Origin of the sequence: Ensifer oleiphilus (assembly GCF_013371465.1) — a bacterium.
GTDB classification, from domain to species: domain Bacteria; phylum Pseudomonadota; class Alphaproteobacteria; order Rhizobiales; family Rhizobiaceae; genus Ensifer; species Ensifer oleiphilus.
In genome coordinates, this window is sequence record NZ_JABWDU010000002.1 from 813,290 (window position 1) to 835,566 (window position 22,277).

At 63.7% G+C, this 22,277-nt stretch carries 20 protein-coding genes; 16 read left to right on the forward strand and 4 right to left on the reverse strand.

Annotated features, from left to right (window positions below; genetic code table 11):
- Positions 1–99: 99 nt before the first annotated feature.
- The 6 genes from HT585_RS10625 (at position 100) to HT585_RS10650 (ending at position 8,446) form a co-directional block, all read left to right on the forward strand.
- Positions 100–2,169, forward strand: coding sequence for an acetate--CoA ligase family protein (locus HT585_RS10625; RefSeq protein WP_176352862.1), 2,070 nt, complete (start codon positions 100–102; stop codon positions 2,167–2,169).
- A gap of 4 nt (positions 2,170–2,173) precedes the next feature.
- Complete coding sequence (locus HT585_RS10630; RefSeq protein WP_176352863.1) at positions 2,174–2,956, forward strand: carnitinyl-CoA dehydratase; 783 nt, start codon at positions 2,174–2,176, stop codon at positions 2,954–2,956.
- 337 nt (positions 2,957–3,293) lie between these two features.
- On the forward strand, positions 3,294–4,883 hold the full coding sequence (locus tag HT585_RS10635; protein WP_176352864.1) for an ABC transporter substrate-binding protein: 1,590 nt from the start codon (positions 3,294–3,296) through the stop codon (positions 4,881–4,883).
- Positions 4,883–5,998: an ABC transporter permease gene (locus tag HT585_RS10640; RefSeq protein WP_176352865.1), complete on the forward strand. Its 1,116-nt coding sequence runs from the start codon at positions 4,883–4,885 to the stop codon at positions 5,996–5,998. The genes HT585_RS10635 and HT585_RS10640 overlap by 1 nt, the downstream gene beginning before the upstream one ends.
- The gene (locus HT585_RS10645) at positions 5,995–6,822 is read left to right on the forward strand and encodes an ABC transporter permease (protein ID WP_176352866.1); all 828 of its coding nucleotides are present in this window, start codon (positions 5,995–5,997) and stop codon (positions 6,820–6,822) included. The genes HT585_RS10640 and HT585_RS10645 overlap by 4 nt, the downstream gene beginning before the upstream one ends.
- Complete coding sequence (locus HT585_RS10650; protein WP_176352867.1) at positions 6,815–8,446, forward strand: ABC transporter ATP-binding protein; 1,632 nt, start codon at positions 6,815–6,817, stop codon at positions 8,444–8,446. The genes HT585_RS10645 and HT585_RS10650 overlap by 8 nt, the downstream gene beginning before the upstream one ends.
- Before the next feature lie 83 nt (positions 8,447–8,529).
- Here HT585_RS10650 and HT585_RS10655 read toward each other — a convergent pair whose 3' ends face one another.
- Both HT585_RS10655 and HT585_RS10660 read right to left on the reverse strand, forming a co-directional pair.
- Positions 8,530–8,871, reverse strand: a complete 342-nt coding sequence (locus HT585_RS10655; protein ID WP_176352868.1) for a PAAR domain-containing protein — start codon at positions 8,869–8,871, stop codon at positions 8,530–8,532.
- 71 nt (positions 8,872–8,942) lie between these two features.
- Entirely contained in the window at positions 8,943–9,737 is a 795-nt protein-coding gene (locus HT585_RS10660; RefSeq protein ID WP_176352869.1) for a helix-turn-helix domain-containing protein, read from the reverse strand.
- Between the two features lie 128 nt (positions 9,738–9,865).
- On the opposite strand from HT585_RS10660, the gene HT585_RS10665 reads away from it, so the two are divergent.
- The 7 genes from HT585_RS10665 to HT585_RS10695 all read left to right on the forward strand — a co-directional run bounded on the left by HT585_RS10665 (position 9,866) and on the right by HT585_RS10695 (position 17,408).
- Entirely contained in the window at positions 9,866–11,455 is a 1,590-nt protein-coding gene (locus tag HT585_RS10665; protein WP_176352870.1) for an ABC transporter substrate-binding protein, read from the forward strand.
- A gap of 102 nt (positions 11,456–11,557) precedes the next feature.
- Positions 11,558–13,552 carry a CocE/NonD family hydrolase gene (locus HT585_RS10670; protein WP_176352871.1) on the forward strand — a complete coding sequence of 665 codons (1,995 nt, stop codon included), beginning with the start codon at positions 11,558–11,560 and terminating at the stop codon, positions 13,550–13,552.
- Between the two features lie 66 nt (positions 13,553–13,618).
- Complete coding sequence (locus tag HT585_RS10675; protein ID WP_176352872.1) at positions 13,619–14,113, forward strand: HPP family protein; 495 nt, start codon at positions 13,619–13,621, stop codon at positions 14,111–14,113.
- A complete protein-coding gene (locus HT585_RS10680) occupies positions 14,110–14,676 on the forward strand; it encodes a TetR/AcrR family transcriptional regulator (RefSeq protein ID WP_176352873.1) in 567 nt (188 codons plus the stop codon). The genes HT585_RS10675 and HT585_RS10680 overlap by 4 nt, the downstream gene beginning before the upstream one ends.
- Positions 14,677–14,809: 133 nt before the next feature.
- The gene (locus HT585_RS10685; protein ID WP_425513731.1) at positions 14,810–15,277 is read left to right on the forward strand and encodes an SRPBCC domain-containing protein; all 468 of its coding nucleotides are present in this window, start codon (positions 14,810–14,812) and stop codon (positions 15,275–15,277) included.
- Complete coding sequence (locus HT585_RS10690; RefSeq protein WP_176352874.1) at positions 15,270–16,865, forward strand: MFS transporter; 1,596 nt, start codon at positions 15,270–15,272, stop codon at positions 16,863–16,865. Before HT585_RS10685 ends, HT585_RS10690 begins: the two co-directional genes overlap by 8 nt.
- A 123-nt stretch (positions 16,866–16,988) precedes the next feature.
- On the forward strand, positions 16,989–17,408 hold the full coding sequence (locus HT585_RS10695; RefSeq protein ID WP_176352875.1) for a GFA family protein: 420 nt from the start codon (positions 16,989–16,991) through the stop codon (positions 17,406–17,408).
- Positions 17,409–17,464: 56 nt separating this feature from the next.
- Here HT585_RS10695 and HT585_RS10700 read toward each other — a convergent pair whose 3' ends face one another.
- On the reverse strand, positions 17,465–17,866 hold the full coding sequence (locus HT585_RS10700) for an ACT domain-containing protein (protein WP_176352876.1): 402 nt from the start codon (positions 17,864–17,866) through the stop codon (positions 17,465–17,467).
- A gap of 178 nt (positions 17,867–18,044) precedes the next feature.
- Here HT585_RS10700 and msrA point away from each other — a divergent pair, with 178 nt between their 5' ends.
- The gene (gene msrA / locus HT585_RS10705; RefSeq protein WP_176352877.1) at positions 18,045–18,782 is read left to right on the forward strand and encodes a peptide-methionine (S)-S-oxide reductase MsrA; all 738 of its coding nucleotides are present in this window, start codon (positions 18,045–18,047) and stop codon (positions 18,780–18,782) included.
- Between the two features lie 63 nt (positions 18,783–18,845).
- Here msrA and HT585_RS10710 read toward each other — a convergent pair whose 3' ends face one another.
- Positions 18,846–19,769, reverse strand: coding sequence for an alpha/beta hydrolase (locus HT585_RS10710; protein ID WP_425513732.1), 924 nt, complete (start codon positions 19,767–19,769; stop codon positions 18,846–18,848).
- Positions 19,770–19,929: 160 nt separating this feature from the next.
- Here HT585_RS10710 and HT585_RS10715 point away from each other — a divergent pair, with 160 nt between their 5' ends.
- Both HT585_RS10715 and HT585_RS10720 read left to right on the forward strand, forming a co-directional pair.
- Positions 19,930–20,838 carry a LysR family transcriptional regulator gene (locus HT585_RS10715; protein WP_176352878.1) on the forward strand — a complete coding sequence of 303 codons (909 nt, stop codon included), beginning with the start codon at positions 19,930–19,932 and terminating at the stop codon, positions 20,836–20,838.
- Between the two features lie 203 nt (positions 20,839–21,041).
- The gene (locus tag HT585_RS10720; RefSeq protein ID WP_176352879.1) at positions 21,042–22,202 is read left to right on the forward strand and encodes an ABC transporter substrate-binding protein; all 1,161 of its coding nucleotides are present in this window, start codon (positions 21,042–21,044) and stop codon (positions 22,200–22,202) included.
- The last annotated feature ends 75 nt before the right edge of the window (positions 22,203–22,277 follow it).

Here is a 22,277-nt window from a genome sequence, read left to right on the forward strand (position 1 = left end):
CGGCATTGGCGCCGGGAAAAAGAAAGCTCCTATCGGCTTGCCGACGCAAGCTGGTTGGATTCCTGTGACAAGCACAGGAATGAGGGAGTGCACGTCCGCATGACCCACACACCCCGCTCCCTCGACCGCCTGATCCGACCGAAATCCATCGCCGTCTTCGGCGGCAAGGAGGCGCGGCGGGTCATCGAACAATGCGACAAGATGGGCTTTGCCGGCGACATCTGGCCGGTGCATCCACGGGAGGACCAGATCCTCGGCCGCAAGTGCTACCGCTCGGTCGCCGATCTTCCTGGTGCCCCTGACGCCTCCTTTGTTGGCGTCAACCGGCAGCTGACGATCGAGATCATATCGGCCCTTTCGGCGCGCGGTGCCGGCGGTGCCGTCTGTTACGCCTCCGGCTTCCGCGAGGCGGCAAGCGAACTCGACGACGGCAACGACATGCAGGAGGCGCTGGTCGCGGCTGCCGGCGACATGCCGATCGTCGGCCCCAACTGCTACGGCTTCATCAACATGCTCGATGGCGCCCTGCTCTGGCCCGACCAGCACGGCATGCAGCGCGTCGACAGGGGCGTTGCCGTGCTGACGCAATCCTCCAACATCGCCTGCAACATCTCGATGCAGACACGCGGCCTGCCGCTCGCCTACCTCATGACCGCCGGCAACCAGGCGCAGACAGGCCTTTCCGACATCGCCTGCGCCGTGCTCGAAGACCCGCGCGTCACCGCCGTCGGCCTGCATATCGAGGGCTTCGACAGCATTGCTGCACTCGAGCGGCTGGCAACCCGCGCCCGCGAGCTCGGCAAACCGGTAGTGACACTGAAGGTCGGCAAGTCGGAGGCAGCCCAGCTTGCTACGGTCTCTCACACCGCCTCGCTTGCCGGCAATGATCGGGTATCCTCGGCGCTGCTTGCCCGCCTCGGCATCGGTCGTGTCGATACGCTGCCGGCGCTGCTGGAAACGTTGAAGCTGCTGCATGTCGCCGGCCCGCTCGAAAGCAACGAAATCTCCTCGATGAGTTGTTCGGGCGGCGAGGCCTCGTTGATGGCCGACGCCGGCGTGCGCCACCGCGTGAACTATCGGGCGCTGCTTGACGAGCAGCGCCGTCCCTTGAAGGAAGCGCTGGGCGAGATGGTGACAATCGCCAATCCGCTCGACTACCACACCTTCGTCTGGGGCAACCGCGAGAAGCAGATGACAGCGTTTAGCGCCATGATGAAGGGCGGCTATGCACTCAACCTCATTGTGCTCGACTTTCCCCGTCAGGACCGCTGCGACGCGGCCGACTGGGTGACGACCTGCGACGCAGTGATCGACGCGGCGAAGGCGACCGGCGCGCGCGCCGGGATCGTTGCCAGCCTCGGAGAAAACATGCCGGAGCAGACGGCGCTGTCGTTGATGGCGGCGGGCGTCATCCCCTTTTTCGGCATCGACGAAGCACTTGCGGCGGTCGAGACCGCAGCCGGAATCGGCGCGGCCTGGGCGAAGCCTGCGCCGCCGAAGCTCCTCAATGGCGGCGTTTCCGGCGGTGGCGGAGCGTCGATCACGCTCAGCGAGCATGACGCCAAGACGGAGCTTTCCGCCTCGGGCTTGAGGATCCCGCCGGGCAAGACCGCAACGACGCCGCAAGACGCTGCCAATGCCGCCGAGAGCCTCGGCTTTCCTGTCGTTCTCAAGGGTCTGGGCGTTGCCCACAAGACCGAGGCCGGCGCGGTCAAGCTCAATCTGGCAAGCCGCGAAGAGGTGCTTGCGGCAGCGGAAGCGATGGCTTCGGTGGCATCGGGATATCTCGTCGAGAAGATGGTGGCAACGCCGGTGGCCGAACTGATCATCGGCGCCATGCGCGACCCGGTCGCAGGCCCGGTGTTGACCATCGGTGCAGGCGGCATCCTGGTGGAACTGCTCGATGATTCCGCCATCCTGACACTGCCGACGACGCCGGAGCTGATCCACGAGGCCATCGACGGCCTGAAGATCCGCAAGCTTCTCGACGGCTATCGCGGCGGACCGAAGGGCGATTTCGCAGCCCTTGCCGAGGCTGTCGCCGCTGCGGCATCCTATGTCGTTTCAAACGCTTCAATGCTCGAAGAACTCGATATCAATCCTTTAATGGTGTTACCGGAAGGCCATGGAGCCATCGCCGCCGACGCCCTGATCCGCCGGAGGAACTGACGCCATGACCGGACCGATCCTGACCCGCCGCGAAGGCGGCATTCTCGAAGTGACGATCGACCGGCCGAAGGCGAACGCCATCGACCTGAAGACCAGCCGGGTGATGGGCGAAATCTTCGCCGGCTTCCGCGACGATGACAGCCTGCGCGTCGCCATCATCACGGGTGCCGGCGAGAAATTCTTCTGTCCGGGATGGGACCTGAAGGCGGCCGCCGCCGGCGATGCGGTCGACGGCGATTACGGCATCGGCGGCTTCGGTGGCCTGCAGGAACTGCGCGACCTCAACAAACCGGTCATTGCCGCCGTCAACGGCATCTGCTGCGGTGGCGGCCTCGAAATCGCGCTGTCGACTGACCTGATCCTGGCGGCCGAGCACGCGACCTTCGCGCTGCCGGAAATCCGCTCGGGCACCGTTGCCGACGCCGCCTCGATCAAGCTGCCGAAGCGCATCCCCTACCACATCGCCATGGACATGCTCCTGACCGGCCGCTGGCTCGACGTCGTCGAGGCCAACCGCTGGGGCTTCGTCAACGAGATCCTGCCCGCCGACAAGCTGATGGCGCGCGCCTGGGAACTGGCGCGGCTGCTCGAAAGCGGCCCGCCGCTGGTCTACGCCGCAATCAAGGAAGTGGTGCGCGCCGCCGAGGGCGAGACCTTCCAGACGACCATGAACAAGATCACCCGCCGGCAGTTCAAGACCGTCGACATTCTCTATTCGAGCGAGGACCAGCTGGAGGGCGCAAAGGCTTTTGCCGAAAAGCGAGACCCGGTCTGGAAGGGGCGCTGAGACGCTGCCAGAGGCGGCGCAGGACTGAAAAACGTGCCGGTGATTCGGCGAAACCACGTCACGGAACGCGCAGGGATATTCGCGCGCAGCCGAAGGCTATCCATAAATCAGCCTTATGGAAATAAATGATAATTTAGGACGTTACAAGGTTCATCCAAGCGATTAGGCTTATCGATCTGAAGCCAAAAGCGTCCGCCCGGGAAAGGAGACTACAGGCAATCGAAGATGAAAAATGGCCCGAACGGCCGATCCGAAAGCCATCCGCAAGGTGGCGGTACGCAGCAATCTCTACCAACCACAACGAACGGCGAATGCCGACAAAGAAGGGAACAGGGGAATGAGCGATTACAAGGATTACCTCACACGACAGGTCATGCTCGGCAAGATGAACCGGCGTGAATTTCTCGGACGCGCGGCTGCAGCCGGCATCCTCGCATCGACCGCCGGCACGCTGTTTGCCACGAGCGCAGAGGCCCAGGAGCCCAAGCGCGGCGGCCATCTGAAGCTTGGCCTCGAAGGCGCTGCCGCAACGGACAGCAAGGACCCGGCCAAGGCACTCTCGCAATTCATGTTCGTCGTCGGCCGCAACTGGGGCGACATGCTGGTCGAAAGCCATCCGACATCAGGCGCGCCGGTGCCAGCCCTCGCCGAATCCTGGGAACCATCGGCAGACGCCTCGACCTGGACCTTCGCGATCCGCAAGGGCGTGAAGTTCCACGACGGCAAGGAACTGACGATCGACGACGTTATCAAGACGCTGCAGCGACACACCGACGAAAAATCGGAGTCCGGCGCGCTCGGCGTGATGAAGTCGATCAAGGAAATCAAGGCGGACGGCGACAAGCTGGTCTTGACCCTGACGGAAGGCAATGCCGACCTGCCGCTGCTCCTGACCGACTACCACCTGATCATCCAGCCGAACGGCGGTCTCGACGCCCCAGACGCCATGATCGGCACCGGCCCCTACAAGGTCGCGAGTTTTGAGCCCGGCGTGCGCGCCACTTTCGAGCGCAACGCCGACGACTGGCGCACCGATCGCGGCTTCGTCGATTCGGTCGAACTGATCGCCATGAACGACGCCACGGCCCGCATCGCGGCCCTGTCCTCCGGTCAGGTCCACTTCATCAACCGCGTCGACCCGAAAACCGTCAACCTCCTGAAGAAGGCGCCCACCGTCGAGATCCTGAACACGTCAGGCCGCGGCCACTACGTCTTCATCATGCATTGCAACACCGCGCCGTTCGACAACAACGACCTGCGCATGGCGCTGAAGTACTCGATGGACCGCGAAACCATGGTTGAGCGCATCCTTGGCGGCTACGGCAAGGTCGGCAACGACTTCCCGATCAACGATACCTACGCCCTCTTCCCCGAAGGCATCGAGCAGCGCGCCTACGACCCCGACAAGGCCGCCTTCCACTACAAGAAGTCCGGCCACAGCGGCCCGGTGCTGTTGCGCACCTCCGACGTCGCCTTCCCGGGTGCGGTCGACGCGGCCGTTCTCTACCAGGAGAGCGCCAAGAAGGCCGGCATCGAGATCGAGGTCAAGCGCGAACCGGGCGACGGCTACTGGACCAACGTCTGGAACGTCCAGCCCTTCTCCACCTCCTACTGGGGCGGTCGTCCGACCCAGGACCAGATGTATTCGACGGCTTATCTGTCGACCGCCGACTGGAACGACACCCGCTTCCTCAGGCCCGACTTCGACAAGATCCTGCTCGAGGCACGCGCCGAGCTGGACGAGGCCAAGCGTAAGGACATGTACCGCACCATGGCCACGATGGTCCGTGACGAAGGCGGCCTGATCCTGCCGATGTTCAACGACTTCGTGAACGCCTCCACCAAGCAGGTGAAGGGCTTCGTCCACGATATCGGCAACGACATGTCGAACGGCTACGTCGCCACCCGCGTCTGGCTCGACGCCTGATGATGGAAAGCGGACCGATGACTGGTCCGGTTCCGACGGATGGGACCGCGGATGGAGCACATCCGCGGTCTGCCGATCTTTCCGGTGTACCAGCAAAACCCAACCCCGCCGAAGCCAAGGGCGAAATCGATGGTACCTTCTGGCGGCGCTTCACGTTTCGCCGTCCGCTCGCGGCGCTGATCCTTCAGCGCCTCGGCTTGAGCGTCGGCCTGCTTTTCGCCGTGTCGCTGATGATATCAGGCGGCATCGAGGCGCTGCCCGGCGACTTCGCCACCACCTATCTCGGTCAGTCGGCAACGCCGCAAGCGGTCGAAAACATCCGCAAGGACCTCGGCCTCGACAAGCCCTGGAGCGAGCGGTATCTCTCCTGGCTCGGTGGCGCCGTGCAAGGTGATTTCGGCACCTCCTGGGCCAGCAAGAATTCTGTCGGCGAACAGATCGGCAAGCGTCTCGGCAATTCGCTGTTTCTCGCCTTCTTCGCCGCGATCGTTTCCGTGCCGCTTGCGGTCGGCTTGGGCATGCTCGCCGTGCAGTTTCGCAACCGCCTGCCCGACAAGATCATCAACGTCGTCTCGCTTGCGGCCATCTCGCTGCCCGAGTTCTTCGTCGGTTACCTCCTGATCATGTTCTTCGCCGTCAAATTCGGCGTCGCCACCTTCCCGGCGACGGTCTATGACAGCATGAGCTTGACGGAGCGTCTCTCGGCGATCGCCCTCCCCGTCGCAACCCTCGTGCTCGTCGTTCTCGCGCACATGATGCGCATGACGAGAGCTGCGATCCTCAACGTCATGTCGTCGGCCTATGTCGAGACGGCCGAACTCAAGGGTCTCGGCATGTTCCGCATCATCGCCCGCCACGCTGCGCCCAATGCCGTGGCGCCGGTCATCAACGTCATCGCCCTCAACCTTGCCTATCTCGTCGTCGGCGTCGTCGTGGTCGAGGTGGTGTTCGTTTATCCCGGCATGGGGCAATACATGGTGGATGCGGTGACCGTGCGCGACATGCCGGTGGTTCAGGCCTGCGGCCTGATCTTTGCCGCCTTCTACATCTTCCTCAACATGGCGGCCGACATCATCGCCATTCTCGCCAACCCGAGACTGAGGCATCCGCGATGAACCTGAGATCCATCCCCTTGAGCGCCTGGATCGGCATTGCCGGCATAACGATCGCGATCTTCTGTGCGCTGTTTGCGCCGGTTATCGCCCCCTTCGGCGAACGTGACGTCGTCGGCGACGTCTGGCTTCCCGCCGGTGGCGACTTCCTGCTCGGCACCGACAATCTCGGTCGCGACCTGCTGTCGCGCCTGATCTATGGCGCCCGCACCACCATCTTCGTGGCGCTGGCGGCAACCGTGCTCTCGTTCTCGCTGGGCATGATCCTGTCATTCGCCGCAGCCGTCATGGGCGGCTTCGTCGACCAGTTCTTCTCTCGTTTCAACGATCTGATGATGGCGATCCCGACCTTGATCTTCGCCCTCGTCGTGCTGGCGGTGTTGCCGCAGCATCTGTGGATCCTGATCCTGGTCATGGCCGTGCTTGACAGTACCCGCGTCTTCCGCATCGGCCGTGCCGTGGCGCTCGACGTCGCGGTCATGGAGTTCGTCGAGGCGGCACGGCTACGCGGCGAAGGGAGCACATGGATCATCTTCCGCGAGATCCTGCCCAACACGCTGTCGCCGCTCTTGGCCGAGTTCGGCCTGCGCTTTGCCTTTTCCATCCTGTTTCTCTCCACCCTCTCCTTCCTCGGCCTCGGCATCCAGCCGCCGGCCGCCGACTGGGGCGGCATGGTCAAGGACAACAAGGACGGCATCATCTTCGGCATCTCGGCCGCCCTCATCCCGGGTGCGGCGATCGCGACGCTGGCGATCTGCGTCAATCTCGTGGTCGACTGGCTGATGAAGAGAACCTCCAGCCTCAAGGGAGGACGCGGCGATGCCTGAGATGCTTTCCGTCAAGAACCTGAAGATCGAAGCGACCAGCTACCCTCCGGGCGAACCGCCGAAGACCGTGACGCTGGTCGAAGGCGTCTCCTTCACCGTGCAGAAGGGCAAGGTGCTGGGCCTTATCGGCGAATCCGGCGCCGGCAAGTCGACGATTGGTCTGTCGGCCCTGGCTTACGGGCGTGGCGGCGTGCGCATCACCGGCGGCGAGGTCCTGCTCGATGGCAAGGATATCCTGACGCTCGACAAGACCGGCATCCGCTCGATCCGCGGTGCCCGCGTCTGCTACGTCGCGCAATCGGCCGCCGCCGCCTTCAATCCGGCCCATAGGCTCGGCGATCAGGTGATCGAGGCGTCGCTGCGCCACGGCATCATGAGCCGCGATGAGGCGAAGAAACGCGCACTCTACCTCTTCCGCGTGCTCGGCCTGCCGAACCCGGAAACCTTCGGCGAGCGTTATCCTCACCAGGTCTCGGGCGGCCAGCTGCAGAGGGCGATGACCGCCATGGCGCTCTGCCCCAACCCGGAACTGATCGTCTTCGACGAACCGACGACGGCGCTCGACGTGACGACACAGATCGACGTGCTTGCCGCCATCAAGCACGCGATCGAGGAAACGCACACCGCGGCGCTCTACATCACCCACGATCTCGCGGTGGTCGCGCAGATCTCCGACGACATCATGGTGCTGCGCCACGGCAAGACGGTGGAGTACGGCACGACCCAGCAGATCATCGAGGCACCAAGGGAAGATTACACCCGCGCCCTTGTCAGTGTGCGCCAGACCAAGCGCGACGAGGCGCCGGATCAGACCGGCACGCAGCTAAAGATCGAGCATGTCAGTGCCGGTTACGCCAATGGCTTCAAGGTTCTGCACGATGTGTCGATGCACCTGCCAAAGGGCCAGACGCTGGCGATCGTCGGCGAAAGCGGGTCGGGCAAGTCGACGCTGGCGCGTGTCATCACCGGCCTGCTACCGCCGACAGAGGGGCGTATCACCTTCGAAAGCAAGGAACTGCCGCGCGCCTTGAAGGGCCGCAGCAATGACGAGCTGCGCCGGATCCAGATGATCTACCAGATGGCCGATACCGCGATGAACCCGCGCCAGACGGTGCGCGACATCGTCGGCCGACCGCTGTCCTTCTACTTCGGCATGCACGGCGCCAAGAAGACGGCGCGGGTCAAGGAACTGCTCGACCAGATCGAGATGGGAACGAAGTTCCTCGATCGCTATCCCGCCGAACTTTCCGGTGGCCAGAAGCAGCGGGTCGCCATTGCGCGCGCGCTTGCCGCAGAACCGGAGCTGATCCTTTGCGACGAACCGACCTCGGCGCTCGACCCGCTGGTGGCCGAAGGCATCCTGAATCTGCTTCTGAAGCTGCAGGAGGAAACCGCTGTTTCCTATGTCTTTATCACCCACGACATCGCCATCGTCCGGGCCATCGCCGACAGCGTCGCCGTCATGCACCGCGGCAAGCTCGTGCGGTTCGGGCCAAAGTCCAAGGTACTGTCGCCACCCTTCGACGACTATACCGACCTCTTGCTGAAATCCGTCCCTGAGATGGAAATCGGCTGGCTAGAGCGGGTGTTGAAGACGCGGCGGATGGAAAGCGCGGGCAATTGACGGTCAGCGACAACAGAGACCCCTCTCCCCGCCTGCGGGGAGAGGGCTAGGGTGAGGGGCGACTGGTCAACAGGAGCTGGCAGTCACTTCACCTTGCACTCGACATCGCCGAGCCGCTGCGCGGCCTTTCCTTCGAAGGTCACCGACGATTCCGCCTTGGCTATGCAGTCTCCAGTAGCACCACTGCCGGAACGAAAATGCACCACCGGCTGTCCCTCGATCGTGATGCTCGGCACCACCTCGTAAAGCTCCGGCGGGCAGTTGACGACGTCAGACAGCCGGAGCGCCGGCTGGCCGCCGATCATGACGCTGGTGGAGCCAGAAAGCGCGCAAGCCGGGATCGGCGGACGCGCATCGTCGGCCGCAGACGGCAGGGCCGATAACGGGAACAGAAGTCCCGTCATGGCGACAACAGCAGATTTCATCGGCTTCCCCTTCAACGATGCGGCCACGTGCATAAGGCGCAATCTAGAGCGGCAACGCGAAAGCCGCCACCTCAATAGTCGGTCGGCACCGTCAGCACGTCGGCATCGGGCGTTTCGAGAAAACTTCGCACCGTCGCCGGCAACTGCCGCGACCCGGCGGCCACAACCCCGCAGCGCGACAGCATCTGCCGCAGATCCGGCTCCTGGCCGAGCGTGCGCCAGATCATGCGCGAGGCATAGGGCAGGTTCTCCTTGCGCCAGGAAACGCCCATGGTGGTGCCGCGCAGATAGACGCGCTGGTGCACCTCGAACGGCATCAGGATCGTCTGCGACAGCATCGGCTGGCGCCCGACGCTGCGCTCGGCGATGAAGATGCGGTTGCGCCAGAAGGTGACGAGGCCGACATATTTGGAGAACTGCTGGATTTCGTTGGCGGCATCGCGAATGCGCTCGATCGATTTCACCCGGATCGAGCCGCTCTCTTCATGAATACGCGCGCAGGAGCAGACGACACGGCCCGGCCAGGACGGCGACAGATGATAGGTCTGATAGTAGCCGATATGACGACGAAGCCCGGCGAGATCGCCGGGAAAGCCCTCAAGCAGCAGCCCTGCTTCAGAGCGGTCGCGGTCGGGCCTGACCATGCGGGCTTCGAACAGTTTCGGCGACAGCGAGAAATCCTGCGCCTGCAGCCCGAAAAAGCCGGCGATGCGGGCGACATTGTGCGCTGAAGGCCGCGCCTCGCCGCTGATGTAGCGGTTGAACTGCTGGCGATTGATGCCGATTTCGCGGCAGATCTGCGAGATCGATCGCCGCGTCGCGCAGGCAAAACGAAGATTGGCGGCGAACAGGTCGGCGTCGTGCACAAGCGGCTCCCAGTGATCCGGAGCAGGTAGCGTAAAGTCGCATAAACCAGCGTCAAGTCGCGAAATTGTGCGACCTGCTGCAGCCGTTAGGTTTTCCCTTGAAACAACACAGAAGAGGGAACCTGCATATGAGCGATTTCACCAAGCGCCCCGACGGCCTTCTCGTACCGGCCGGCATCAACCGCCGTGGCTTTCTGGCGGGAACGGCAGCCCTCGGTTTGGCGGCAGGCTTTGCCGGTACGATGCTGGCTGGCGACGCGCGCGCCGAGGAACCCAAGCGCGGCGGCCACCTGAAGCTCGGCCTCAAGGGCGGCGCCACCACCGACACGCTCGATCCCGCCGGCTATAGCGGTTCGGTCTCCTTCGTCATCGGCCATCTCTGGGGCGACACGCTGGTCGAATCCGATCCGAAGACCGGCGCCCCAATGCCGGCACTCGCCGAATCCTGGGAGCCCTCGGCGGACGCGTCGCAATGGACCTTCAAGATCCGCAGCGACGTCAGCTTCCACGACGGCAGCAAGATGACCATCGCCGATGTCATCGCCACGCTGAAGCGGCACTCGGACGAAGGCTCGAAGTCGGGCGCGCTCGGCTTGATGCGCTCGATCAAGACGATCGAGGAAAAGGCCGGCGCGCTGGTGCTGACGCTGACCGAAGGCAATGCCGACCTGCCGCTCCTCTTGACCGATTATCACCTCATCATCCAGCCGCGCGGTGGCGTCGACAACCCCGCCTCGCCCATCGGCACCGGTCCCTACAAGCTTGCAAGCTATGAAGCCGGCCTGCGCTCGACCTTCGAGAAGAACGCCAATGACTGGCGCCAGGATCGTGGCTTCGTCGACAGCGTCGAAATCATCGTGATGAACGACACGACCGCCCGCATTGCGGCGCTCTCCTCCGGCCAGGTGCACTTCATCAATAATATCGATCCGAAGACGGTGCCGCTCTTGAAGCGCGCGCCGCACGTCGAAATCCTGCGCACCGCCGGCAAGGGCTTCTACAGCTTCCTGATGCACTGCGACACCGCCCCCTTCGACAACAACAACCTCCGGCTTGCGCTGAAGTATGCGATCGACCGTCAGGCGATCCTCGACCGGGTCGTCGGCGGCTTCGGCACGCTCGGCAACGACTACCCCGTCAACGAGAACTATGCGCTGGCGCCCGAAGGCATCGAGCAGCGCGCCTACGACCCCGACAAGGCCGCCTTCCACTTCAAGAAGTCGGGCCATGACCGGCCGATCCTCTTGCGCACCTCGGATGCCGCCTTCCCCGGCGCCATCGATGCCGCGGTCCTGTTCCAGGAAAGCGCCAAGAAGGCCGGCATCGAGCTCGAGGTTCGCCGCGAGCCGGAGGACGGCTACTGGACCAATGTCTGGAACGTCCAGCCCTTCTGCGCCTCCTACTGGGGCGGCCGCCCAACGCAGGATTCGCGCTACTCCACATCCTACCTCTCGAGCGCCGAGTGGAACGACACCCGCTTCAAGCGCGAAGACTTCGACAAGCTCCTGCTCCAAGCCCGCTCGGAACTCGACGATGCCAAGCGCAAGGAGATGTACAAGACGATGGCGATGACGGTGCGCGACGAAGGCGGGCTGATCCTGCCCGTTTTCAACGACTACGTGAACGCCGCCTCGGCATCGCTGAAGGGTTTTGTGCACGACATCGGCAACGACCTTTCGAACGGCTATGTCGCCAGCCGCGTTTGGCTCGATAGCTAAGAGCACTGCCGGCAAGAATGTAGAGCGAGCATTTCCAGCAAACGCCTGAAGCGGTTTTGCTGGAAATGCGTCGAGACAAAGAGAGTGAGCGGAACAAGCGATATGTCAGACCGTGACTTCACCCTGATCGAGAACGAATGGATCCGATTGAAGGACGGCACCCGCCTTGCCGCCCGGATCTGGATGCCCGCCGGCACGGAGGCCGACCCGGTTCCGGCCGTGCTCGAATACCTGCCCTATCGCAAGCGCGGCGGCACCAGTCTACGCGATGAATCGACCTATCCGGTCTTTGCCGCCGCCGGCATTGCCGGCGTGCGCGTCGACATCAGAGGCTCGGGCGAAAGCGACGGCGTCATCGATGGCGAATACACGCCGCGCGAACTTGCCGACGGCTGCGAGATCATCGAATGGATCGCCGCCCAGCCCTGGTCGAACGGCAAGGTCGGCATGATGGGCATCTCCTGGGGCGGCTTCAACTGCCTGCAGGTCGCAGCCCTCAAGCCGCCGGCGCTCAAAGCCGTGATCTCCATCGCCTCCACCGTCGACCGCTACAACGACGACATCCACTACAAGAACGGCTGCCATCTCTCGGCGCAACTCTCCTGGGCAGCGACGATGCTCGCCTACCAGTCGCGTTCGCCAGATCCGGCCATCGTCGGTGACCGCTGGAAGGAGATGTGGCTGGAGCGCCTGAAAAACGAGCCCTATTTCATGGAGGAGTGGCTGGAGCACCAGCGCCGCGACGCCTTCTGGCAGCACGGCTCGATCTCAGACGATTTCGACAGCTTCGAGACGCCGGCGCTCGTCATCGCCGGCTGGGCCGACGGTTATCGCAACACGCCGCTCAAAGCCGTCGAGGGCCTCGGCACGAAGGCCAAGGCGATGATCGGCCCCTGGGTGCACAAATATCCGCATTTCGCCTGGCCGAAGCCACGCGCCGATTTCCACGGCGAGGCGATCCGCTGGTGGAACCGCTTTCTGCGCGACGAGAACAACGGCGCCGAGGGCGGGCCGCAGGTACGGGCCTATATCCTCGACGGTCCGCGCCCGGCCCTCCGGCGCGACAGCGACCCCGGCCGCTGGGTCGCCAAGGATGTCTGGCAGAAACCGGAGATGCAGGTTCTCGGCGTCACGCTCGACGGCAGGCTCGCCGCCGACACCAAGGACAAGGGCATCGGCGAGGTCTTCCTGAAATCGCCGCTCGATACCGGTACGGCATCCGGCGAATACTTCACCCTGAAACCCGATGCCGAAATGGCCGGCGACCAGCGCATCGACGATGCCGGCGCGCTGACCTTCGAGACCCGGCCGCTGCTGGAAGCGGAAGACTATCTCGGCCAGGCAAGCCTCTCGGTCGACGTCACCTGCGCCGCAGACACCGCCAACCTCGTCGCCCGCATCGTCGACGTGCACCCGGATGGCACGTCCACCCGCATTGCCTTCGGCGTGCTCAACCTGGCGCACCGCGACGGCAATGCCGAACCGCGAGCGATGGAAAAAGGTCGGCGGACCCGGATCACCCTGGTGCTCGACGCCTGCGGCTACCGCGTGCGTGCCGGTCACCGCATCCGGCTGTCGCTGTCGACCTCATATTGGCCGATGATCCTGCCGCCCCCGAGCGATCCCGGCCTCACCATCGACACGTCCACCCTGGCGTTGTCTCTCCCGCTGCTCGGCCAGCACAACGAGGTCGTGGTGCCGGAGCCGGAAAACCCCGATCCGCTGCCGAAATACATCGAGCATACGGCCGGCAGCACCAGCCGCACCGTCGAGCGCGACATGACCAACGGCGTCACGCGCTACCTGATCTACGAGGATGGCGGCCTGAGCGAGCACCCCGATACCGGTCTTTCGACGCAGGACATCCGCGACGAGACCTGGTCGATCGCCCGCGACGATCCGCATTCGATGGTCGGGACCTCCACATGGACCTGCATCGCCAGGCGCGACGGCTGGTCTGTGCGCACCGTCTCAACCTCGGTGCTCACCTGCGACGCCAACGACTGGATCACCGAAGCCAAGATTGTCGCCTATGAGAACGACGCTCCGATCTTCGAAAAGACCTTTGCCAAGCGGGTCGCACGCGACCTGATGTAAGCGCATCTTGACTTAGCGCGGACATGATTGTACCAATCGGTAAACATTTTACTGATAGGTACAGTCATGCGCCATTTTTTCAGTCGTCACCAACCTCCCATCCATATCGGCCGTGGCCTGATCGCCGGCATCGGCGGTCTTGTCGCCATTGCCGCCGTCGGCGCGCTCACCAACATCGTCGGCGAACCCCTGCTGATGGCGCCGTTCGGGGCCAGCTGCGTGCTGATCTTCTCGGTCGCCGGCAGTCCGCTCTCCCAGCCCGCCAATGTCGTCGGCGGGCATTTCGTCGCGACGCTGGTCGGCCTGATCATGCGCGCGGTTTTCCCCAATGAGTGGTGGGCGGTCGGCATCGCCGTCGGCGCTGCGATCGCGCTGATGGCAGCGCTGCGCATCACCCATCCGCCGGCCGGCGCCAATCCGCTGGTGGTCTTCGCCGGCGATCCAGGCTTCGACTTCCTGCTCTTCCCGGTATTGACCGGTTCGCTGATATTGGTCGCCGTCGGTACGCTGTTTCATCGTTTCGGCAAGGTCGAATATCCGCTTCAAAGGAAGCCCGCATGAGCCGCGTCGTCGCCGAGCGCCCGGACGTCATCGCCACGCTTGCCGAGGTCTTTCGCGAGCATGGCTATGACGGCGCGAGCCTCAGCCTGATCACCGAGAAGACCGGGCTCGGCAAGGGCAGCCTCTATCACTTCTTTCCCGGCGGGAAGGAAGAGATGGCCGAGGCGGTGCTGGGCGACATCGCCTCATGGTTCCAGACCAATATCTTCGAGCCCCTGCGCAACGGCGAAACACCGGCAACCGCAATCGACGACATGTTTGCCGCTGTCGACAGCTACTTTCGCCAGGGACGCCGCCTCTGCCTGATGGGCGTCATCGCCGCCAGCGGCGCCCATGATCGTTTCTCGGTCGACCTCAACCGCTATTTCGCCGATTGGCGGACGGCTCTTGCCGAGGCGCTCGGCCGCAGGGGTATCCCGGAGAGCGAGCGACAGGCGCTGGCGGAAGAGGTGATCGGCGGCATCCAGGGCGCGCTCATTCTCGCCCGCAGCCTCGGTGAGGCCGAAGCGTTCGGTCGCGTGCTTACCCGCCTCAAGGCGCGCTGCCACTCGTCGCAAACCTGACAAAAATCAGATCGCAATCCGCTGCCGCCTTGACAATTCCCTGCGCACCCAGTTATTAACCGTTAAGTTAAATAACTTTCGGGTTAAAGAACGGCCGCGCCTTGCGACAGCGCGGGCTGCGGGAGGAAACCTCATGGCAATGACCAGTGAAAACGCATCGCGCGAACACAGACTGAGCCTCGAAATCACCAGGATCTTCGACGCGCCGCGCAGCCTGGTGTTCAAGGTCTGGTCGACCCCGGAACATGCGTTGCGCTGGTGGGGGCCACGGGATTTCAGCCCGCATTCCATAAAGATGGATTTCCGGCCCGGCGGCGCCTGGCGCGCCTGCATCCGCTCGCCTGAAGGGCGCGATTACTGGATGGGCGGCGTCTATCGCGAAGTGATCGAGCCGGAAAAGCTCATCTTCACCTTCGCCTGGGACGAGGAAGGAAAGCCGGGAGCCGATACGCTGATCACCGTGTCCTTCGTCGATGTCGGCGGCAAGACCCGCCTGACCTTCCACCAGACCCCGTTCGACAGCGTCGACGAGCGCGACTCGCACCAGGAAGGGTGGGGCGAGTGCCTCGAAAGGCTGCAGGAGTATCTTCCCGATGTCTGAGACACCCGACACCATACACACGGCACCAGGCCCGAAGGCCACCCGGCGGGAATGGATCGGCCTTGCCGTCCTCGCCCTGCCCTGCATGCTCTATTCGATGGACCTGACGGTCCTGAACCTCGCGGTCCCCCAGCTGACAGAACAGCTGAAACCCACAGCCTCCCAGCTTTTGTGGATCGTCGATATCTACGGCTTCATGGTGGCGGGCTCGCTGATTACCATGGGCACACTCGGCGACCGCATCGGCCGGCGCCGGTTGCTGATGATCGGGTCGATCGCCTTCGGCATCGCCTCGGTGCTCGCCGCCTTCGCCTGGAGCGCAGAAACGCTGATCCTGGCGCGCGCCATTCTCGGCGTCGCCGCCGCCACGCTCGCCCCCTCGACGCTGTCGCTGATCCGCAACATGTTTCTCGACGACAAGCAGCGCACGCTCGCCATCGGCATCTGGATCGCCAGCTTCTCCGCCGGCGGCGCCATCGGCCCCGTCGTCGGCGGGCTGATGCTGTCGCAGTTCTGGTGGGGCTCGGTATTCCTGCTGGCCGTGCCCGTGATGATCCTGCTTCTGATCCTCGGCCCCATGCTGCTGCCGGAATTCCGCGACCCCGATGCCGGCCGGCTCGATTTCGTCAGCGCCGGCCAGTCGCTCATCGCCGTGCTCTCGGTAATCTATGGCATGAAGCGCATCGCCGAGGACGGGCTCGACGTCAACGCCGTGTTCTTCATCCTGCTCGGGCTGACTGTTGCCCTCCTCTTTGCAAGGCGCCAGAGCCGGCTTGCCGACCCGCTGATTGATCTTGCCCTGTTCAGGACCCCCACCTTCAGCGCGGCACTCGGCGTCAACATCCTCGGGCTTTTCGTCGGCTTCGGCGCCTTCCTGTTCGTGGCACAGTATCTGCAGCTCGTGCTTGGCCTGTCGCCGTTCGTCGCCGGCCTCTGGTCGGTGCCGACAGGGGTTGCCATGGTGCTCGGCTCGATCCTTGTTCCCTCGCTTGCCGCCCGCTATGCCGCCTCCAACCTGATTGCGGCCGGCTTCGTCCTGACTGCCATCGGCTTTGCCATCTGTACCCAGGTCGAAACGACCAGCAGCCCGCTGCTTGTCACGACAGGCCTCGTGGTGCTCTGCCTCGGCTTTGCCCCGGTCGGTACGCTGACGACGGACCTGATCGTCGGTTCCGCCCCGCCGGAACGCGCCGGCGCCGCTTCGGCGATCTCGGAGACCAGCTTCGAATTCGGCGGAGCGCTTGGCATCGCCGTGCTTGGCAGCATGCTAACGGCAGCCTATCGCAGCCGCATGGACGCGGTGGTGGTCACCGGCCTTCCCGAAGAGACCGTCGCGGCCGCACGCCAGACGCTGGGCGGTGCCGTCGCTATCGCCGAAGAGCTTCCGGGTGAGCAGTCCGAACGGCTGCTCTCTGCCGCCCGCGACGTCTTCACGAACTCCTTCGCCTTCACCGCATCGATCTGCGTCGCCCTGTCGCTGTTGACGGCACTGCTCGCCTTCCTGCTTCTGCGCAAGGCGACCGGCGACGGCGCCGACAACGATCCAGTCATCGCAGACGAGGCGGAAGCTTCCGCCAAGGCAGGATAACGAGCAGCGCCCGCGTCGCGGGCGCCATCACATCAATCGCATTTTCGTCCACCCGGCAGCGTGTTCCCCCCGGTCAAGAGACCGGGGACAGGCAACGTCTGCCCAACGACAGGAGCCCATCCGATGAAAAAGCTCTATCGCGGCAGTTGCCACTGCGGCGCCGTCAAGTTCGAATGCCAGCTCGACTTTGCCGAGGGCATCCGCCGCTGCAATTGCAGCTTCTGCGCCAAGACGCGCATGCAGAAATCCTTCGCGCTGCGCGACGAGTTCACCATCATCAGTGGCAAGGAGGCATTGACGAGTTATCGAGCGGTGCCTTCGAACTGGCGGGAGGGCGACGTCGATCACTACTTCTGCAGCCGCTGCGGCGTCCGGCCGTTTTCGCGCGGCTATCTCGAGGATTTCCTCGGCCATTTCTATGCCGTCAACGTCGCCTCCCTCGATGGCGTCGGCGACGAAGAACTGGGCACGGCCCCCATCATCTACGAGAACGGCCGTCACGACGACTACGAAAATCCGCCGTCAGACATCCGCTTCATGTGATCGCCGCCGCCAGAAAAGCCGGAACGCGGATCTCCGTCGGGAACGGCGCAAACAGCTCAGGCGGGGCTCAGTGCCCGCAGTGCCTCAAGCGCACGCTCGGCGTCCGCCTCCGGCACGAAGATGTGGTCGTGATAATAGGCAGCGACAACATTGGCGCTGATGCCCTCCCGCGTCAGCGCCGTCGCCACCGCCGCCGTCAGCCCGACGGCTTCAAGCGCCGAATGCACGTTGAGCGTGATGCGCCGAAGAAGCGGCCCATAGGAAAGGCCGGCGGCATCGGCGGCCGGTTGCTCCAGGATCAGCGTAACCCCTTCGTCCTCGCGATAGGTCGCAAGCGGCTCAAGTGTCATGTAACGCTGCGCCTCGTCATGGGGCACGGTGCAATAGACGTAAGTCTGCGGAAACAAAACCGGCGCCATCGTCGCCAGCAGCTTCGCAAGATCCGTTTCCCCGGCCATCATCCCTCCCCGCAATGTCTCGCGATCCTCGTTGCGAGGGACCGCCGTGTCCTCGTGACTGTGGTAGCGGATCGTCACATTGCCGTGAAGCACGCTCTTGCGATTTGCTTTCGAATGGTCTCGCGAAAAACATGGGCGCAACACGGCCGCCGCCCGACCGCGGCAGAGGAACCCACCGATGTCTACAAAACCCTCTAGTCAGCCACGCACTGCGAAGACCGGCCGACGCTTACAGTGGATTGCCCGCACATTCGCACTCGGCGCCACGCTTTCCGGCGCCTCGATGGCAAGGGCCGCCGAACCGGCTGTCTCCATTCCACCGCCGTCGTTGGACGAGAAGGCGGCCAGCCGTCCGGAGACGGCGGTGTTTGCCGGCGGCTGCTTCTGGGGTGTCCAGGGTGTGTTCCAGCATGTGAAGGGCGTGAGCAATGCCGTCTCCGGCTATGCCGGCGGCCGCCGCGACACAGCGTCCTACGAAGCCGTCAGCAATGGCGATACCGGCCACGCGGAATCGGTGGAAGTGACCTACGACCCGAGCAAGGTCAGCTACGGCAAGCTGCTGCAGATCTTCTTTTCCGTCGGACACAACCCGACGCAACTGAACTACCAGGGGCCCGATCGCGGCACGCAGTATCGCTCGGCCCTGTTCGTCACGACGCCGGAGCAGAAGAAGATCGCCGAGGCCTATATCGCCGAACTCGGCAAATCCGGCGTCTTCCCGGCCGAGATTGTCACCGAGATCGCGCCGCTGAAAGGCTTCTATGTAGCCGAGGCCTACCACCAGGATTTCCTGACGCGCAACCCGACCTACCCTTACATCGTCCACAACGACATGCCGAAGATCGAGAGCCTGCGCAAACTGTTCCCGCAGAGCTTCCGCGCCAATCCGGTGCTGGTGTTCAAGGCGAAGAGCTAGCGCGACCCAAAAGGGCCAGGCTGCACTGAAGCCGGATTTGCGTTGCGATCAGGACCGAAAGGTTCAGCCGGTTCCGACAAGAACGGCAATGCCGTCCGCCAGACGGCGAAAACCTTCGCGCGCCCCCTCGCTCATGTGCCGGGCCCTGAGCCAGGCATGGATCATCTGCGGCTCTTCGCGAAAGGTGACGTTGACACCCGCCATCGCGAGCCGGGCCGCGTAGATGCGGGCGTCATCCCGTAACGGATCGAAGAAGGCGCCAGTGATGTAGGTCGGCGGCAGACCCGAAAGATCCTTCTCCGCGAGCGGCGCCGCAAACGAATTATCGGCCGGCGCCTGCAGTATGTCCCGGTAGTACTTCGTATCGGCGGTCGTCAGCCCCGGCGCTTCGGACATCTCGATATAGGAGCCGGAAACGAGATCGCCGCCAAGACCGGGATAGATCAATGCCTGCCCGACGATACCGGGCAGTCCGTTGGCCCGCGCCTTGAGCACGATGCCCGCAGTCAGATTTCCGCCGGCGCTGTCGCCGGCAACGACAACGGGACGGCCATCCGCGAGCAGAGCCTGAAGCACCGCGTAACAATCCTCGAAGGCAGCCGGCCATACATGTTCCGGTGCGAGGCGGTAATCGACGCTGACGAGTTCGGCCTTCGCGAAATCGGCAAGCTCGGCGCAGATGGCATCATGGCTGTCGAGCGAACCGACGACGAAACCGCCGCCATGAATGTAATAGATTCGAGTTTCGGTGGAGATGGTCGCCGGCCGATAGCGCCGGATCGGGATGCGGCCCTCGACAAGTGCGTCCTCGCGCATCAGCCCTTCAGGCGACGGCGCATCGAACTCGGCGCAGAGCGCATCGTACCATTTGCGCTGCTGTTCGATCGACGCATCCACCGCATCGGCGGGATAGAAGGCCTCGCATCGCCAGTGAAAGGCGAGGATGCCTTCCTCTATCGGCATCGGTTTCAATACGGCCTGATCCAAAATCCGCCTCCCTGAACTGTCTGGCGGAAGACTAGCATTGGTCGGCTCGGCTTCTGTCCGAAAACCGACATCGGTACGAAAATCCCGCCGCAGTTGCCTTGTCGGGGACGATCTCTCGACCGCGCTTGCATGCGCGCCTTCACAACGATTAACTCACGCCATGGCATTCACCTTCAGACAGTTGCAGTATTTCGTCGCCGTCGCCGAGCAGGGCTCGATCACGCGTGCGGCGCAGAGCCTCTCGATCTCGCAATCCTCGATCACCGAGGCGATCAAGGAGCTTGAGGGCGATCTCGGCGTCGAGTTGTTCGACCGGCATCCACGCGGCCTTTCGATCACCCATAACGGCCACCAGTTTCTGCGGCATGCGACAAAAATCCTCTCCGACGTTTCGGACGCAAGACGAAGCTTTTCCGACAACCGCGAGGAGACCGGCGGCAAGCTCAATCTCGGCGTCACTTCGCTGGTGGCCGGCTACGTGCTGTCGGACCTGCTCGCCCGCTATCGCCGCGCCTGCCCCGGCGTCGATGTCAGCGCCATCGAGGACAACGGCTCCTACCTCGAACATCTCTTGATCGGCGGCGAACTCGACGTCGCCGTCATGGTCATCTCCAACCTGCGCGACCGCATGGCGCTGCAGGCGGAGATTCTCGAAACCTCGCCCTATCGCCTCTGGCTGCCGATCGGCCATCCTCTCGTCAGCGCCGACATCATCTCGATCAGTGATATCGCCAAGGAGCCGCTGATCATGCTGACGGTCGACGAAATCGAGGAGAACACCGGCAAGCTGCTGTCGGCACTCGGCGCCCGGCCTCATGTCGCCTTCCGCACCCGCTCGGTCGAAGCGGTGCGCAGCCTGGTGGCGACAGGTGCAGGCATCGCCCTTCTGCCCGATCTCGTCTATCGCCCCTGGTCGCTTGAAGGCGACCGCATCGAAAGCCGCGACGTCTCCGGCGCGCTCCCCGTCGTGCAGGTCGGCATGGTCTGGCGCAAGGGCTCCAGCCTGCCGCAATCGGCACGCGATTTCGTCGGTATCGCCGAAGCGCTGCGCAGCGCCCGTCCACGCTAGAAATCCGATACGGCTCCAAAAATCGAAGAAAATCATCGGGCTATGGCACCGCCGATGAAGGCGTTCGCGCCCGCTCGCCCATTGATATCGGAAAAACCGATAGCGACATTCTGATTAATGAATTTGCGAATGCGGAGAAATCAAGGCACGCTTCAACCTGGGAACGAAGCCGTAAAATGCGGCTCAAAACTGGGAGAATTCAGATGAAGCAGATCCTGAAATCCTGCACCGCGCTGACGCTGTCGCTCGGCCTCGTGGCACCGGCCTTGGCGCAGGAGCCACTGAAGGAACTGGGCAAGGGCGAAGGCGAACTGTCGATCGTCGCCTGGGCCGGCTACATCGAGCGCGGCGAGACCGACAAGAACTACGACTGGGTCACCGATTTCGAGAAGCAGACCGGCTGCAAGGTCTCGGTCAAGACGGCCGCCACCTCCGACGAAATGGTGGCGCTGATGAACGAAGGCGGCTTCGACCTCGTCACCGCCTCGGGCGACGCCTCGATGCGGCTCGTGGCCGGCAAGCGCGTTCAGCCGATCAATACCGATCTCATCCCCAGCTGGAAGACCATCGACGAGCGCATGCAGAATGCGCCCTGGTACACGGTCAACGGCGTTCACTACGGCACGCCCTATGTCTGGGGCCCGAACGTGCTGATGTACAACAAGGACGCCTTCAAGGGCGAAGCGCCGAAGAGCTGGAACGTGGTCTTCGAGGAAATGACCCTGCCCGACGGCAAGTCCAACAAGGGTCGCGTCCAGGCCTATGACGGCCCGATCCACGTGGCGGATGCTGCCAACTACCTGATGAAGCACAAGCCCGACCTTGGCATCAAGGACCCCTACGAACTCAACGAAGACCAATACAAGGCGGCGCTCGATCTGCTGCGCACCCAGCGCACGCTCGTCGGTCGCTACTGGCACGACGCCATGATCCAGATCGACGACTTCAAGAACGAAGGCGTCGTCGCTTCTGGCTCCTGGCCGTTCCAGGTCAACCTGATGGAAGCCGAAAAGCTGCCGATCGCCTCGACCATTCCGGAAGAAGGTGTGACCGGATGGGCCGACACCACCATGCTGCACGCCGAAAGCGCCCATCCGAACTGCGCCTATATGTGGATGGAGCACTCGCTGTCGCCGAAGGTCCAGGGCGATGTCTCCGCCTGGTTCGGCGCCAACCCCTCGGTCGGTGCCGCCTGCAAGGGCAACGAGCTTCTGACCGACGCTGGCTGCAAGACCAACGGCTACGAGGACTTCGACAAGGTCAAGTTCTGGAAGACGCCGGTAACGAAGTGCGCAAGCCAGGGCGAATGCGTGCCCTACCACCGCTGGGTCTCCGACTATATCGGCGTCATTGGCGGCCGCTGAGCCGCCGCGACCATATCGCAAGCATTAGCCCCTCACCCTGACCCTCTCCCCGCTCGCGGGGAGAGGGAACGCCCC